The sequence below is a fragment of the Acidimicrobiales bacterium genome, assembly GCA_035316325.1.
Lineage (GTDB): Bacteria > Actinomycetota > Acidimicrobiia > Acidimicrobiales > VFJN01 > DASXTK01.
On record DATHJB010000172.1, the window covers coordinates 14690 to 30586 of the forward strand.

General features: G+C 71.8%; 16 protein-coding genes. 6 read left to right on the top strand and 10 right to left on the bottom strand.

All coding sequences use genetic code 11. The features are described 5' to 3' along the window. Positions 1-4 precede the first annotated feature (4 nt). Together VK611_22935 and VK611_22940 are read left to right on the top strand one after the other, a co-directional pair. Positions 5-916: a cyclase family protein gene (locus tag VK611_22935; GenBank protein HMG44207.1), complete on the top strand. Its 912-nt coding sequence runs from the start codon at positions 5-7 to the stop codon at positions 914-916. Further along, positions 916-2439, top strand: coding sequence for an MDR family MFS transporter (locus VK611_22940; protein ID HMG44208.1), 1524 nt, complete (start codon positions 916-918; stop codon positions 2437-2439). The genes VK611_22935 and VK611_22940 overlap by 1 nt, the downstream gene beginning before the upstream one ends. A 15-nt stretch (positions 2440-2454) precedes the next feature. Here VK611_22940 and VK611_22945 read toward each other — a convergent pair whose 3' ends face one another. From VK611_22945 to VK611_22965, 5 genes are all read right to left on the bottom strand, one after another. Then, entirely contained in the window at positions 2455-3198 is a 744-nt protein-coding gene (locus VK611_22945; protein HMG44209.1) for an SDR family oxidoreductase, read from the bottom strand. Beyond that, on the bottom strand, positions 3198-4409 hold the full coding sequence (locus tag VK611_22950; protein ID HMG44210.1) for a Rieske 2Fe-2S domain-containing protein: 1212 nt from the start codon (positions 4407-4409) through the stop codon (positions 3198-3200). The genes VK611_22945 and VK611_22950 overlap by 1 nt, the downstream gene beginning before the upstream one ends. A gap of 19 nt (positions 4410-4428) precedes the next feature. Further along, positions 4429-5472, bottom strand: coding sequence for a hypothetical protein (locus tag VK611_22955; protein ID HMG44211.1), 1044 nt, complete (start codon positions 5470-5472; stop codon positions 4429-4431). After that, positions 5469-6023 (bottom strand): hypothetical protein, encoded by a 555-nt coding sequence (locus tag VK611_22960; protein ID HMG44212.1) that lies wholly within the window; start codon positions 6021-6023, stop codon positions 5469-5471. Before VK611_22960 ends, VK611_22955 begins: the two co-directional genes overlap by 4 nt. Positions 6024-6091: 68 nt before the next feature. Next, positions 6092-7129, bottom strand: coding sequence for an LLM class F420-dependent oxidoreductase (locus tag VK611_22965; GenBank protein HMG44213.1), 1038 nt, complete (start codon positions 7127-7129; stop codon positions 6092-6094). Positions 7130-7219: 90 nt separating this feature from the next. On the opposite strand from VK611_22965, the gene VK611_22970 reads away from it, so the two are divergent. Together VK611_22970 and VK611_22975 are read left to right on the top strand one after the other, a co-directional pair. Continuing rightward, positions 7220-8437 carry a cytochrome P450 gene (locus VK611_22970; protein HMG44214.1) on the top strand — a complete coding sequence of 406 codons (1218 nt, stop codon included), beginning with the start codon at positions 7220-7222 and terminating at the stop codon, positions 8435-8437. Then, a complete protein-coding gene (locus tag VK611_22975) occupies positions 8434-9660 on the top strand; it encodes an alpha-hydroxy acid oxidase (protein HMG44215.1) in 1227 nt (408 codons plus the stop codon). The genes VK611_22970 and VK611_22975 overlap by 4 nt, the downstream gene beginning before the upstream one ends. Here VK611_22975 and VK611_22980 read toward each other — a convergent pair. After that, entirely contained in the window at positions 9639-10703 is a 1065-nt protein-coding gene (locus tag VK611_22980) for an amidohydrolase family protein (protein HMG44216.1), read from the bottom strand. The genes VK611_22975 and VK611_22980 overlap by 22 nt on opposite strands. Before the next feature lie 50 nt (positions 10704-10753). Between VK611_22980 and VK611_22985 the strand changes: the two genes are divergently transcribed. Further along, complete coding sequence (locus VK611_22985; GenBank protein HMG44217.1) at positions 10754-11725, top strand: aldo/keto reductase; 972 nt, start codon at positions 10754-10756, stop codon at positions 11723-11725. Between the two features lie 10 nt (positions 11726-11735). Here the strand turns inward: VK611_22985 and VK611_22990 are convergent, their stop codons facing one another. Genes VK611_22990 through VK611_23005 form a run of 4 tightly spaced genes read right to left on the bottom strand, consistent with a single transcriptional unit; the run spans position 11736 to position 14858 of the window. Continuing rightward, positions 11736-12410: a TetR/AcrR family transcriptional regulator gene (locus VK611_22990; GenBank protein HMG44218.1), complete on the bottom strand. Its 675-nt coding sequence runs from the start codon at positions 12408-12410 to the stop codon at positions 11736-11738. 2 nt (positions 12411-12412) lie between these two features. Beyond that, positions 12413-13396, bottom strand: coding sequence for an LLM class flavin-dependent oxidoreductase (locus VK611_22995; protein ID HMG44219.1), 984 nt, complete (start codon positions 13394-13396; stop codon positions 12413-12415). 2 nt (positions 13397-13398) lie between these two features. After that, a complete protein-coding gene (locus VK611_23000; protein ID HMG44220.1) occupies positions 13399-14184 on the bottom strand; it encodes an SDR family oxidoreductase in 786 nt (261 codons plus the stop codon). After that, complete coding sequence (locus VK611_23005) at positions 14181-14858, bottom strand: SDR family oxidoreductase (protein ID HMG44221.1); 678 nt, start codon at positions 14856-14858, stop codon at positions 14181-14183. The genes VK611_23000 and VK611_23005 overlap by 4 nt, the downstream gene beginning before the upstream one ends. Before the next feature lie 130 nt (positions 14859-14988). Between VK611_23005 and VK611_23010 the strand changes: the two genes are divergently transcribed. Then, positions 14989-15891 carry an ABC transporter permease gene (locus VK611_23010; GenBank protein HMG44222.1) on the top strand — a complete coding sequence of 301 codons (903 nt, stop codon included), beginning with the start codon at positions 14989-14991 and terminating at the stop codon, positions 15889-15891. Positions 15892-15897 lie beyond the last annotated feature (6 nt).

Here is a 15897-nt window from a genome sequence, read left to right on the forward strand (position 1 = left end):
CCCGGTGACAGGCACTACGGAGCTCGATCCCGACTGGTTCCGCGAGCGGGCTCGCGCGCACCGGTCGGCACATGACGAGGACTGCCTGGGCACCGTCAGCCTCATCGACGCCGAGGCGCGGCGCCGGGGCGCGGCGGCGGTGCGGACCGGCCAGGCGATCTCGCTCAGCCGTCCGATCACCGCCGAGGCGGCCGCCCGGGCCGACGACCGGCGTCCGACCGCGCAGATCGAGGTGTTCGTCGAGACGGCCGGCGACCGCACCGTCGGCACCGACCGCGTGACGCTCGACGCCCACGGGACACCGAACACCCACCTCGACGGCCTGACCCATTTCGGCATCGACGGTGAATGGCACGGCGGCCGGCCCTGCGCCTCGCCGTCGGAGGAGGACCGCTCGCTCGTCGCCTGGGCGCGGCACGGGCTCGTGACACGGGCGGTGCTCGCCGACATCCCGGCCCACCGGGGCACGGAGTGGGTGGAGGTCGGAGCACCGGTCACCGCCGACGACATCCAGGCCAGCCTCGACATGGCAGACGTCGAGGTCGTCCCCGGCGACGCCCTCCTCCTCTACATGGGCCGCGACCGGTTCGAGCGAGCCGGCAACGAGCTGCTCCCGATCGCGCGTGCCGAGCACGGGCGACCCGGGGTCGGCCGCTCCGCCGCCGAGTGGATCGCCGACAACGGCGTCTCGTTGTTGTGCTGGGACTTCCTGGACGCGCACGGCCCCGGCATCGAGCCCCTCGTCGTCCACCACCTCATCTGGGCCATCGGGCTCGCTCTGGTCGACTGCTGCGAACTGGGTGCGGCCGCCGACGCGCTCCGGGGTCGGCGACCGCCGACCGGTCTGCTCTCCGTGGCCCCCCTGGCCCTCGAGCAGGCCACCGGTTGCATGGTCAACCCGCTGCTCGTGACCTGATGGCCCGGGGGCTGTGCGGCGACCACGCCGTGGTCGCCGCCCCCGCTGCGGCCACGCTGGCCGCGAGCGGGAAGCGGCTGGTCTTCGCCGGGATCGTGGTCGGCATGGCCCTGGCCTCGCTCGACACCACGATCGTGGCGACGGCGCTCCCCACCATGGGCAGTGACCTGGAGGCCGGCGACCACATCTCCTGGATCGCCTCCGTGTACCTACTCACCTCGACGGTGATGCTCCCGGTCTACGGCAAGCTCGGCGACCTCTTCGGGCGGCAGCGGACGCTGCGGGCGTCGATCGTGATCTTCCTCGTCGGGAGCCTGCTGGCGGGCGTCGCGCAGTCGTTGGCCCAGCTCATCGCGTTCCGAGCGCTGCAGGGGGTCGGCGCCGGCGGGTTGATCGTCGTCAGCTACGCGTTCATCGCGGACCTCGTCTCACCGCGCGACCGGGGTCGCTACCAGGGCTACGTCGGTGCCGTGCAGGGAGCGGCGGTCATCGCCGGTCCGCTGGCGGGCGGCCTGCTGACCGACCACCTCTCGTGGCGATGGGTCTTCTGCATCAACCTGCCGGTCGGGCTGTTCGCCCTGGTCGCGATGGGCCGCCCGGTGCCGGTCCCTACCCGGTCGCGGGTGCCCAGGATCGACTGGACGGGCGCTGTGCTCGTCGGCGCCGCGGTGACCACCGTGGTGCTCGTGCTCGGCCGCGACGATCCGGGCGGGGTGACGGCGACCGGCCTCCTGGTCATGGGCGGCGTCGTGACGGTGAGCGGGTTGCTGCTGTTCCGCGTCGAGCAGCGCGCGCCGGAGCCCATCGTCCCCCTGCGCCTGTTCGGCGACCGCACGTTCCTCGTCTCGGGCGGCGTGAACTTCTTGATCGGTGCCGTGCAGTTCGGCGCCCTCAACTTCCTTCCGCTGCTGATCCAGGTGATGTACGGAACGTCGGCCACCAACTCCGGGGTGCTCCTGATCCCCCTGCTCCTCTCGCTGATCGGCTGCAGCGCCCTGGCAGGCCAGATCGCCTCGCGGACGGGTCGCTACCGGCGCCTGCCGGTCGTCGGGTCCTCCCTGGTGACCGCCTCGCTCGTCGTCGTGGCCACCCTCGACGCCACCACACCCCGCGCGGTCGTCGTGGTCGCGACGGTCCTCCTGGGAGCCGGCATCGGCCTCTCGATGCACATCCTGACCCTCGCCACCCAGAACAGCGTCGACGTCGAGGACATGGGCATCGCCACGTCGCTCGTGTACTTCTGCCGGGCGATCGGCGGCCTCGTCGGAGTGGCGCTCGTCGGCTCGATGGTGGGCCGCGCCGTGGACGCGGCCGGCACTGGCATCGACCCTTCCGGGCTCTCACCGGAGGAGCTCGGCCGGCTCGACCCCGGGACGCTGTCGCGGCTCTCCGAGCACCTCGCGCACGGCGTCGCGACGGGGGCTCTCGCCTACATCGGGGTCATGGCCGTCGGCGTCCTCGCATCCACCCGCCTCCGCGAGGTCCCGCTCCGGTCGACGCCACCGCCGACGCTGGCGACGTAGGAACCCCCGCGGACGTCAGAGCATCCTGGTGCCGACGACCTGCCCGGTCATGAAGCCCCGGGCCGGACCGCAGAGGAACATCACGGTCGCCGCGATCTCGCTCGGGTCGCTGATCTTCCCGAGGGGGTCGGCCTCCCGTCGCCCTCGGAGCCCCTCGTCGCCGAGCCCGCCCCGGGCCATCGGCGTGTCGGTGGTGCCGGGGTTGAGCGCGTTCACCGTCACGCCCTGGGGGCCCAGTGCCAGGGCGAGGGACTTCACGAGCCCGATCACCCCGCCTTTCGACGCCGAGTAGGCCGCGAAGTCGGGGGAACCGAGGGTCGCGAGATCCGACGTCAGGAACACCATCGCGCCACGGCCCTGGGCCGACATCGCCCGGCCGAACGCACGGCCGACGAAGAAGGCGCCGTCGAGGTTCACCGAGAGGATGCTGCGCCAGGCATCGACCGAGAGGTCCAGCACGGGACAGCCCCGGTTGATCGCGGCGCAGTGGACGAGGCTGTCCACCTGCCCGAACCGGTCCACGAGCTGCACGACCACGCGATCGACGGCCTCGGCGTCACCCACGTCGACCGTCCAGGGGCTCACGGCTCGACCGGCCATCGCCTGTTCATCCACGATGCCCGCCAGTGCCGCGCCGTCGGCGTCGATCGCGGCGACCTCGGCCCCGGACGCCGCGAACGCGATCGCGGTCGCCCGGCCGATGCCGCTCGCCGCGCCCGTGACCGCCACGACGTGGCCCTCCCAGCTCACCGGCGCCATCAGCGGTCCACCGGTCCGAAGGTGGGGATCACGCCGCGCACGTCGCAATCGACGCTCGAAGGGACCGTGCCCGCCTCGTGCTCGCGCACCGCCTCCAGGAGCAGGTGGCGGAGGCGGGTGATGAGGTGGTCGGAGGGGCCGAGGTGCTGGCGGCTGCGATCCCAGCCGGGTCGGATGCTCTCCATGAGCGCCATGTCCTCGTAGAACAGGCCGACCCCTCCCCGGCCCACGCCGATCCCGGTCCAGTGCCGGTCCATCAGGTCGCGGCGTTGGCCCCAGTTCCCGTCGGGGTCGTGCGGGAGGTCGGTGCGGAAGGTCTCCTCCGAGCGGACGTGGCTCGCGAAGACCCGTCCGGGCTGCCCGTCCTTCAGCGGGTGCTCCGTGTTGTAGAAGATCCCCCACAGCATCGTGGTGCGGTCGTCGACGGGAACGTTGAGCAGGATGGCCTGGTCCTCCGCCGGGTCGGCCGCCAGGCCGATGAGGTCCCACCACGGGAGGACGAGCTCGCCGACCCGGACCTCCTCCTCACCGTCCGGGCCCTGCTCCAGGAACCGCCACCGGCCGCCGTAGGGCCGTCGCTCGAACTCGAACCGGCTCCGCGTGGTCGACAGCATCGTGCCGGCCATCGTCACGCCCTCGTACGACTCGCGCAGCGCCGACTGGTGCAGGACGCGCACGTGGGCCTGGTCGAAACCCGCTTCGAGCACCGGCAGCCAGTTGGCGTGCACCACGCCCATGGACGCGAACACGTGGTCATCCGGGAGGTCGACGAAGGGGAGGTCCGGACGGGGTGGGGGCGACGACCGGGGTCCGAGGTACAGCCACACCAGGCCGCCCGCCTCGTCGACGGGATGGTGGTTCGCGGGGATGCGATCGACGAACCCGTCGATCGCGGACTCGTTGGGCGCCTCCACCACTCGGCCGCGCACGTCGAGCTTCCACCCGTGGAAGAGGCACCGGAGCCCGCACTCCTCGTTGCGGCCGAGGGCCAGGGACACACCTCGGTGCGGGCATGCCTCGTCGAGGATGCCGACGGTGCCGGTCGAGTCGCGGAAGGCGACGAGGTCCTCGCCCAGGACCCGCACCCGCCGGGGCGGGCCGTCGGCCTCGAGGTGCGCCGAGCGCAGCACCGGGATCCAGTACTCGCGCATGAGGCGGCCCATCGGTGTCGACGGACCGAACCGGGTGAGTGCGGTGTAGGCGTCGGGCACGTTTCCCTCTCGACGATGCTCAGTCGCGGTCGGCCACCGGCCAGGTGACGGCCGACGAGTTCCCGAACGCCGGGACCAGGAACGAGTGCTTGCCCGGCCCGCCCGTCACGAAGACGCAGACCTCGTCGGGGTGGCGCACCGGTGGCACCAGGCTCTCGGGATCGTCGGCGAGCCCCTCCATCCAGGCCGGCCAGTCGCGGCCGGTCCAGTTGCCGCCCCACATGACGTCCCGGACCGGCCGGCACGAACGGTGGTAGAGGTACATCTGGACGTCGTGGCGCGACCAGCCGTCACGAGCGAGCATGCCCGCGTGCTCGGGGCCGAGCACCACGCCGAAGTCGTTGCCCCTGGACATGATCCAGCTCACGTGACCCTGCGCGCGCATGACGTCGGCGACGATGTTCGCGAACCGCACCCCGGTCGAGCTCTGGTGGTCGTGAACGTTGTGCGGCGCCTCGCCGGCCAGCACCGTCACGGCGTCGTCTCCCGGAGCGAAGCCCTTCGTCGTGTGGAACTCCGGCCAGGGCGACGCCTCGACGTTCTCCGCCATGCAGTAGGCGAACTTCGCCGGGCTCCCGTGCGTGGCCTGGTCGCCCGATCCCGGGCGCGCCGCCCCGACGTTCATCAGGATCAGCCGCAACGCCCGCCCGATCGACGAGCTCGCGCCCACGCCCGGGCCCAGCGCTCCTGGCCCCGAGCCCACGCCCACCCGGTCGGCGACGGGCCCGTGGACGACGAGGAAGGGCGACACGGGGTGCGTCGTGGCCTGGACGCCGGCGAGGTTGAAGCGGGGCTGCAGCATCGCCTCGACGGCGGCCCGGACGACCGGGAACATCGGCGGGGCGCACCCGGCCATCACCGCGTTGGCGGCCAGCACCTCGTTCGTCGCCTCCCGGTAGCCCGGCGGCACGACGCCCGCGGAACCACCGGGGCTGAAGGAGCCGAGCATGGTGGCGACCCGCTCGGCGGTAGGGGGGACGACCGGCAGCCCGTCGGCCCAACCTCGCGCCTCGACGAAGCCGTACACGTCGTCGAGGTCGCCCTCCACCGTGTACGTCGTCATGTCGCGGCGACCACATCGCGGGTCACGTGGTCCCACCACGGAGCGATCCCCTGCACGGCCTCCGCCTGCCGCTCGCAGAGCTCGTCTGGCGTGATTCCCCCGATGGGGTGGCGCACCACGAGGAGGTCGAGGTCCTCGTCACCGAGCGCCTCGCCCTGCATGCGGGCGAGCTCGACGAAGGCGTCCGAGGTCAGCATCGCGACGGCGAGCCCCCGCCGCCGGAGAGCGACGGTGTCGTGCACGGTGGCCGACGTGCACGACCCGCAGTCACCGGAGCCGGTGACAACCACCTCACACTCGGCGACCATCTGGTCGACCAGTTCGGGCTCGGCCGGCACCGAGGCGTTGAGCTTCAGGTAGGAGCGCACCTCGACGCCATGCTGCTCGCGGGCCCAGGTGCCGACGGCATCCTCGATCTCCGCAGCGTTCTGCTTGTTGTTGCTGAACAGGCCGATCCGCCGCACGGCGCGAGCGAGCTCGCCGCGAGCGTCGGTCCTCCCGTCGCGGCGGGGCTCCCCCGTCGGATCCACCAGGACCCACGTCGATCCCATGCAACCCCCCTCTCACTCGACCTGGCGAACATAGTCTCACAAACAGATACCTCTAGCACTTCTTTTGCTCACGCCACCAGGCCCGCGAGGAGCTCGATCGTGTCCCGCCGGTCCGTCGTCACGACCAGCGTCGTGATCGGGGAGGCCCGCCAGACCTCCAGCCGGTCGCGCACCCGCCCGGGCGGGCCGCAGAGGGCCACCTCGTCGACGAGGGCGTCGGGCACGGCCGCGATCGCGCCGTTCCTGTCGCCCGCCAGGTAGAGGTCCTGGATCCGGGCCGCAGCCTCCCCGAAGCCCAGTCGGACGGCGAGGTCGTTGTAGAAGTTCGCGCCCCGCGCCCCCATCCCGCCGACGTAGAGGGCGAGCGCGGGCTTCACCTCGGCCCGACAGGCATCGATGTCGTCGCCGACGACCACGCGGACGAACGGTGCGAGGTCGAACGACGTCACGTCGCAGCCCTCGAAGGACGGCCCGAACACTGCTTCGAACCGCGCCGGTGAGCACCACGGCACCAGCCAGCCGTCGGCGATCTCGCCCGCGAGCCGGACGTTCCGGGGGCCGATCGCGGCGAGGTAGATCGGCACGGATGACCGTTCCGGTCGGACGATCAGCTTGAGCGGTTTGCCGAGCCCGGTCGCGTCGGCCCCGCCGTACGGGATGTCGTAGTGCGAGCCGTGGTGCTCGAGCGGGCCCTCCCGACGCAGCGCGGCTCGGACCACGCTCACGTACTCGTGGGTCCGCTCGAGCGGCCGCCCGTACGCCTGGCCGTGCCAGCCCTCGGCGACCTGCGGGCCCGAGACGCCGAGGCCGAGGTGGAAGCGGCCCGCCGAGAGCAGGTCCATCGAGGCGGCCGTCATCGCCGTCATCGCCGGCGTGCGGGCCGGCATCTGCATGACCGCCGTGCCGAGGCCGATCCGGCTCGTGCCCGCACCGGCCCATGCCAAGGGCGCGATCGCATCGGACCCGTAGGCCTCGGCCGTCCACACGCTGTGGTAGCCGAGCGACTCGGCGAGCTGCGCGGCCTCGACCACCGGTAGGCCCGATCCGAGCTGACCCAGGTCGAGGGCCAGCCGCAACTGCCCCGAGCCCGGCCAATCCTGCGCCATCCGTCCCTCCTCCAAGACAACCGACCGATCGTTCGTTAGTCTCAACTGCGGACAGTATCGTCGCGTTCGCCACGCCTCAAAGGGGGACCCGTGGACAGCTCCACCCAGCTCTTCATCGACGAGACGGCGGCCGGGTACTTCGACGACCCCTACGCGCACTACGCCCCGATCCGGGCCGCCAACCCGGTCCACCACGACCCGCGCGGGCCGTGGATGGTCTTCGGGTACGACGACGTGAAGCGGGTACTGCGAGGCCCGGGCATCAGCAGCCGCCTGGCCAACGCGCCGGACACGCCGCGCACGCAGCGACTCGTCGAGGCGTGGGGAACCGGGATCATCACCAAACCGCACCTCTCCCGCGCCGACCCGCCGGAGCACACCCGCCTGCGGCGCGTGCTCGCCGCCGCGTTCACGCCTCGGCACATGGAGGCCCTTCGCCCGCGCATCCGGGAGATCGTCGACGAGCTGCTCGTCGGCGCCGGGGACGAGATCGAGGTCGGCGCACAGCTGGCCCGGCCGCTGCCCTACCGCGTGATGTGCGAGCTCCTCGGGTACCCGCCCGACACCGACGACTCGCTCATGATCGAGTGCACCCACGCGTTCGTCGTGGCGACGATGGAGCCGTTCATGGACGGCGCCCAGGTCGACGCCGTGGTGCGGGCGAACAAGCTGCTGACCGAGCAGATCCGCGACGCCGTCGAGTGGAAGCGGGACCACCTCGGCGACGACCTCATGTCGCTCCTGTTGAACGCCGGCGACGAGCGCGAGGTGCTGAGCGAGGACGAGGTCGTGGAGCAGGTCCGCCTCCTGTTCGCCGCCGGCCACGAGACGACGGTGAACGCGGTCGAGCTCGCACTGCTCTCGCTGCTGCGCAACCGCGACCAGTGGGACCTCCTGGTCGGCAACCCCGACCTGATCGACAACGCCGTCGAGGAGCTGCTGCGCTACGACAACACCATCCAGATCGCGTGGCGGACGACCCCCGACGACTTCGAGCTCGGCACCGCCACCATCCCGGCCGGGAACGACGTCATCGGCTGGATCGGCTCGGCGAACCGCGACCCGGCCAAGTGGGGCCCGGCCGCCGATCGGCTCGACGTGACGAGGCAGGACGCCGGTGACCACCTCTCCTTCGGCAGCGGGCTGCACCTCTGCCTCGGTGCCTGGCTGGCGCGTGCCGAGCTCCAGGAGCTCCTGAGGACCCTTGCCGCTCGCTACCCGGCCATGGACCTCGCCGGCGAGGTCCCGTGGGAGCGGCTCGTCTCGGTCCGGGGTCCCGAGCGACTCGACCTGCGCCTCCGGGGATGACGTCGGAGGCCGCCGCCCCGCTCCCTCGTCGAGCCCGCCGCCTCCTCGGGCCCGACGACGCCCGGCGTGCCGCGCGTCGTCGCCTCCCCGGGAGCGTCTTCCGCTACTTCGAGGGCGGTTCGGAGGAGCGGCTGACGATCGAGGCGAACCGGGAGGCCTTCAGGTCATTGGCGTTCAGGCCCCACGTCGGCGTCGCCCCGACCGGCGTCGATGCCTCCGTGGACGTGCTCGGCACGCGACTGGCGATGCCCGTGGTGCTCGCACCGGCCGGCTACATCCGGCTCGCGCACCGCGACGGCGAGTTGGGTGCGGCGCGAGCGGCACAGCGAGCGGGGATCGCGACTGCGGTCAGCAGTCTGTCCAGCCAGCCGATCGAGGCGATCGCCGACGCCGCCGGTGGCGACCTCGCGTGGTACCAGGTGTACTTCGCCGGCGGGCGCGCCGTCGTGGAACGAGCCATCGAGCGGGCTCGTGTCGCCGGCTGCGGTGGGCTCGTCGTCACGATCGACATGGCGGCGCTCGGCTCCCCCGAGCGACCGCTCCGTGGCGGGAAGGTCCCGACGAAGATCGACCTCGCGACCGCGCTGCGCCACGGACCGGGGATGCTCATGAAGCCGGCCTGGCTCGCAGGCTTCGTTCGAGACGGCTTGTCCCTCGACGTGCCCAACCTCGTCGACGGATCGGGCCGAGTGCTCTCGGTGGGCGAGGCGGCCGCGAGCATCGCTCAGGAGCCCCCTCCGACATGGGAGGACCTCGAGTGGATACGCGCGGCGTGGCCCGGCCCGCTGATCGTCAAGGGGATCCTGCGCGCGGACGACGCGCGGCGAGCCGTCGATGTCGGAGCCGACGGGGTCGTCGTCTCGAACCACGGGGGCAACGTCCTCGACGGATCGGTGGCCACCCTCCGCGCTCTCCCCGAGGTCGTCGACGCCGTCGGTGACCGCGTGGAGGTCCTGCTCGACGGCGGCGTCCGACGCGGGGTCGACGTCGTCAAGGCGGTGGCCCTCGGAGCGAGGGCGGTCCTGATCGGCCGGCCCTACATCTGGGCACTCGCCGCCGCGGGCGAGGCCGGGGTGGACCAGACCCTTCGCCTCTTCCAACAGGGCGTGGAGCGCACGCTGGCGCTCCTCGGTTGCCGGTCCGTCGAGGACCTCGAACCCTCGCTCGTCACCGGCGCGTGGCGGGATGGCCAGGCGCCCGGCTACGGCACGTCCACCGGGTAGGAGACCTCGAGAGCCAGCTCGATCCCTGCCCGCTCGAGCCGGTTGGCGGCGATGCCGACGAAGACCTCCTTGGGCACGAGGCAGTCGTCGCACGCACCCTCTCCGGCCCGGACGTCCAGCCGGGCACGGCCGTCGGCGATCGCGACGACGTCGAGTCGGTAGCCGTCGGCCGCCAGCGACCGTGCGAGCGGATCGAGGGCGTCGTGCACGCCCGGGGGCAGTTCGGCCCCTCCCCGGTCGAGGCCGAACAGGTCCGCGGTCGTCGCCCCCAGGAACCGGGCCTGGTCCTCGACCGCCAGCCGGCGGACGCCCTGCCGGGCCGTCTCGACCGCTGCCCCCAGGCCGCCGAAGGTCTGCGGATGGTCGGACCCCCAGAGCAGCCGGCCAGGCCCGAAGAGCCCGACGAGCTGGTCCACCACGGCCGCAGGGTCGCCGTCTGCGTGTTGGAACGTGTGCGTCGTCACCTTCAGGTGGATGCGGTCGAGCTCGGCGAGGCCGAGGACCGGCTCGCCCGGCGCGATCCGCCCGTCCTCGAAGGCCGGGAACCCGCAGTGGTCGAGCACCACCGGGCACTCCGCCGCGGCGAACGCCGGTCGGAGCGGCGCGATGGCGTCGGCCGTCACGGTCACCACTGCCGTGAGGCCCAGGCGCGCCGCCGTCTCGAGCACGGTGGACGCCCCGCCGCGCCCGATCCACCGGCGGGCGGTGGTCATCCCGAACAGGCGGACGCCGGTCACGGCCGGAAGCACTGCCAGCTCCTCGAGGTGCGCGAGGTGGTCGGCCGCATCGAGGTCGACCGCGACGACCGCGGCCAACCGGCCGGGGTGCGCCGACGATGCCGCCACCACGTAGCGGTTGTCGAACGAGTAGGGCCCCACGGCCTGGACGAGCACAGCCTGGTCGACGCCGGCCTGGTCCATCGCGCCGACGAACGACTCGGCATCGTGGTCGGGCTCCTTCCACCAGTCCGTCCCGATCCCGGTCGGTGCCACCGGGTAGCGATCGTCCGTGGTGGCGACGTGCACGTGCGAATCGACGATCATCCGGCCACTCCCTATTCCGATATTTCTGGTACCATATTAGCGGAGGGAGCATGCGCTATCGCACCGTCGGAAGGTCAGGGCTCGCCGTCTCGGTCGTCGGCCTCGGCTGCAACAACTTCGGCAAGACGCTCGAGCTCGACGCCGCCCGGGCCGTCTGCAACGCCGCTCTCGACTGCGGCATCACGCTGTTCAACACCGGCGACACCTATGGCCGGGCGGACGGCACCACGACGCCCCGATCGGAGGGGATGCTGGGCACGGCCTTGCGAAGCCACCGCGACGAGGTGGTGATCGCCACCAAGTTCGGCAACGACATGTTCGGCCTCAACGGGCCCGACTGGGACGCCCGCGGCTCCCGCCGGTACGTACGCACCGCGGTCGAGCGGTCGCTGCGCATGTTGCAGACCGACTGGATCGACCTCTACGAGATCCACAACCCCGACCCGCGCACTCCCATCGAGGAGACGCTCTCGGTGCTCGACGACCTCATACACGAAGGCAAGATCCGCTACGCCGGTGCCTCCAACTTCGCGGCATGGCAACTCGTCGACGCGGACTGGACGGCACGTGCCCGGGGATGCGACCGGTTCGTGAGCGTCGAGACGGAGTACAGCCTCCTCCGACGCGATGCGGAGAAGGAGATCATCCCCGCCTGCACGCAACTAGGGATCGGGCTGCTGCCCTACTTCCCGCTGGCCCACGGACTGCTGACCGGCAAGTACCGCGGCGGGGCCATCCCGTCGGGGTCACGCCTCGAGACCTGGGGGATGCCGGGGTACCTCACCGAGGCCCGGCTGGTGGCGGTCGAGCGACTCCACACCTTCGCCGAGGCCCGGTCGATCTCGACGCTGGACCTCGCGATCGGAGGGCTCGCCGCCGAGCCCTGCGTGTCGTCGGTGATCGCCGGAGCGACGACGCCGGAGCAGGTCCGGGCCAACGCCCAGGCCGGTGATTGGGTTCCCGACGCCGCCGACCTCGACGAGATCCGCGCCCTCGGCCAGGCCGTGGAGGCCCGTCCGTGACCGGCGGACCTCAGTCGGCGGGCGCCGCCCGCAGCAGACCCTCCACGATCATCTTCGAGTAGAGGTCACCGAGGACGCGGAGGTCCAGGTCCTTCCGCGGCTCGAACCACTTGTTGAAGTTGTTGAGCATGTCCAACAGCGCCCGGGTGGCGATCCGCGGGTGGTCGACGTGGAGGTCGCCGTCGTCGCACCCCTTCTGGATCAGGTCGCTCAGCGCTTCCAGGTAGTCACGTTGGCGTCGCCGCACCTCGTCGTAGTGGGCGGGGTCGAGCTCGCGGAGCTCGCGCTCCGCCACCTGCTGGGCGAGCTTGTTCTCCCCGAAGTAGACGACGTGGGCCTTGACCAGTTCCCGCAGCTTCGTGGGAACGTCACCCTCCGCCTCGACCATCGACGCGTGCGCGTCGATGAAGTCGGTCGTCGCCCGGAGCGCGATGCGGTAGAGCATCGCCTCCTTGTTGGGGAAGTGGTGGTACAGCGACGACGGCCGGGCGCCGACCGTGTCCGCGATCATCCGGATGCCAACACCGCGGTAGCCGTGCTCGAAGAAGAGCCGGGTGACGGTCGCCAGGATCTCCTCGGCTCTGACGCTGCCCGGAGCGAGGCCCGCCTCGTCATCGGCGGACCTCCCGTCGGCCCGCGACCTCTGGCCGCCGGCCACGGTCGTTGCGGCTTTCTTCCTGGGCACCTCTACCCCCTCGTCCTTTCGACGACCCGGTACGCCGTCCGCTCACGCATTCGATCGGCGATCTCTCCGACACGCTCGATCTGCTCTGCCGTCTCCGCCGCGTCGATCCCTGGGAGCCGAACCCGTACGTTGAGGTTCGTCCCACCCGACGCATCGACGATGTCGGACAGACGTCCTGCCAGCTCGGCCTGGTCCGTTCCCGACTCGACGCGGATGACCGAGCTCGAGTCGAGCCAGAGCTGGTCGCGCTGGGCCCCGGATGCTCCCTGGTTGAGGGCCCGCTCACCTTCGTCGGGGTGCGTTCCGAGCCAGACCCATCGTGTGATCGTCACCGGTCCCGCGCCGCCGGCGGCGGTGTACCGATCGACGAGCGCTCTCGAGTCGTCCACCGGTAACGGCGGAAGGAACAACCCCGCGCCGATGCGTGCCGCGTGCTCGACGTTGCGCTGGCCCTTCGTGGCGATGAGGAGCGGGATCGACATCCGACGGGCAAACCGTATGCCGTCGTCGCCGTCGTCGCCGGCATCTTGCCCGAGGCGGCGGGCGACCTGCGCCGTCACCTGCCGGAACCGACGCATCCGGTGCTCGAAGGGCACCTCGGTGGCGGCGAAGTCCTGCGCGTCGTAGCCGGCGCCGAACGCGGCTCCGAACCGTCCGCCGGACAACAGAGAGGCCCAGGCGAGATCCTCGGCGAGCAGCGGCGCAGGGCGCAACGAGGCCAGGGTCGGAGCGGCGGCCACCCATCCCCGGTCGACGTGGGCCAGCAGGTGCGTCGCGACGAGGACGGGGTTGGTCACATAGCCCGGTTGCGTGCCGTGGTGCTCGGGGAGCGTGACGCCGTCGAAGCCGGCGGACAGAGCGAGGCGCGCGTGCCGCTCGAGGACGCGCATCGCGTCGAGCGGCTCGCCTGGTGTCAGATAGAGGCCGATGGACACGGACCCGTCGGCGAAGGGCCTTCCGGCAACGACGGTCCTTGGGATCTCCATGGTCACCGGGGCATCGTTTCGGCATAGGGGCTGGCCAGCGTGCCACCCCCGTCGAGGACGACGGTCTCGCCCGTGATCCACCCGGCCTCGTCGGAGAGCAGGAAGCAGACGGCGGCGGCGACGTCGTCGGGCTCGCCCAGGCGCCGGAGCGGGTAGGTCGACTCCGGGTTGCGGCCGTCCTCGTAGAGCGGCCGGGCCCATCCGGTCTTGACGACCGCCGGAGCGACCGCGTTCACGCGCACCGCGGGGGCGAGGTCGTACGCGAGCTGCTTGGTGAGGAAGACGAGCGCCGCCTTCGACACGTTGTAGGCGCCCATCGACGGCGAGACCGAGATCGCTCCCACGCTGGCGATGTTGACGATCGAGCCGCCATGGGCCTCCATCCAGGCCCGCCACGCGTGTTGAGCGAAGACGAGCGGCGCCCGCAGGTTCACGGCCATCGTCTTGTCCCAGGCCCCCATGTCGAAGGTCTGCAGGGGGCCGACCACCGGGTTCGTCGCCGCGTTGCAGACGAGGTGGTCCAGCCGGCCGAACCTCTCGACCACCGCATCGACCGTCTCGGCCACGTGGTCGTCGTCGTCCGCCGCGCCCCTGATCGTGATCGCCGACCGACCCAGCTGCTCCGCGGCGGCGTCGAGCTCGGGTTGGCGCCGGGCCGTGATGCCGACAGCACCTCCCTCGTCGACGATCCGCTGGGCGATGGCGAGCCCGATCCCGCGGCTGCCGCCGGTCACAAGCGCGACGCGATCTTCGAAGCGCCGTCCGCCGTTCCGGGTCGCCGCCGTCATCGCCCCTGCACCCCGCCGTCCACGAGGACGCGGGCGCCGGTGACCGCGGCACCGGCGTCGGAGCACAGCTGCATGCACATCGACGAGACCTCCGCCTCGTCGACCGGTCGGCCGATGGCGGTCGGGGTGCCGTCCGCCGGCCCGGCGAGGACCACGTTGGCGGTGACCCCTTGGCGACCGAGCTCCTGGGCGATCGTGCGGGCCAGGCCGTCGAGCCCCGCCGTCGTCGTCGCCGCGAGGACGGCCCGCTCGGGCCGGCCGGTGTGCGCCGAGGACGAGCCGAGCAGCACGTGCCGGCCGAACGACGCTTCGACCATCGCCGGCGCGGTCGCCTGGACGAGGAGGAACGCCGTATCGAGGACGTCGGCGGTGCCGCGCTGCCAGTCGTCGATCGACAACTCGGCGACGGGCCCGGCCGCCGTGGGAGCCGCGGCGTGCACGACGATCGTGACCGGTCCCAAGGCCTCGTGCACCGACGCCACGAGAGCGCGGGCGGTCGCCTCGTCGGCCGGCGGGTCGCCCACGAGGAGCGCTCGTGCCGGTCCGAGCGCACCGATCGTCCCGTCGAGCTCGACCGACGACTTCCCGGCGACGGCCACGCGCCCACCGCGGTCGGTCACGTCGCGCGCGAACTGCGCCGCCATCGACGCGGTCGCACCCGAGACGAGTGCCACCCGCCCATCCAGCGTCTGCGCGTGCACGGCCCTCCCTCTCGACGTCGAACGACCGGCAGTATACGCTACCGATCGATCGTTCGGTCGGACGACGAGACGGTGAGGTCGACGGACAAGGGGGCATCGGCGAATGAGCGTGTTGCAGCCTGCGATGGAGCTCCCCGTGCCGCGCCGTCGACGCCTCGACAGCATCACACAGACGTTCCGCCGGTACCCCGTCGTCTCGGGGTTCCTGCTCCTCGTCGTCATCGGCATGGCCGTCTTCGCGGGCGTTCTCCAGAAGCAGCCGCCGAACGCGCAGCTGCTCGTCGACCGCTACCAGCCCCCGTTCTGGGTGGGCGACGGCTCGTGGGACCATCCGCTCGGTACCGACGGCCTCGGCCGGGATGTCTTCAGCCGCGCCATCCACGGCGCCCGGGTCTCGATGCTCGTCGCGGGCGTGTCGATCCTCATCGGCACCGCCGCGGGAACGCTCGTCGCGCTCCTCGCCGGGAACTGGCACCGCTCGTGGATCGACACGACGCTCATGCGGATCACCGATGCGATGCTCTCGATCCCTCTGGTGCTCGCCGCCCTGCTCTTCGCCGTGGCGGTCGGCGCCAGCTTCGGCATGGTGGTCACCATCATCGCCCTCTTCATCTGGGCTCGGACGGCGCGCATCGTGCGAACCGAGGTGCTGGAGGTGAACACGCGCGACTTCGTGACGTTCGCCCGCCTGTCGGGCGCGTCCAACCTGCGGATCATCACCCGTCACCTCCTGCCGAACATCTCCCACGTGGCGATCGTCATGGCCACCCTCGAGGTCGGGAACGTGATCATCCTCGAGGCGTCCCTCGGCTTCCTCGGCGTCGGGGTCCCGCCGCCGGACCCGTCGTGGGGAGGGATGGTCGCGGAGGGACGCAGCCAGATCACCAGCGCCTGGTGGCTCGTGGTCGTCCCCGGCGTCATGATCATGATCACCGTCGTGTCGCTGAACTTCCTCGGCGACTGGCTGCGGGATCGGCTCGACCCCCGCCTGCGCACCGAGGTCTGAAGAGCG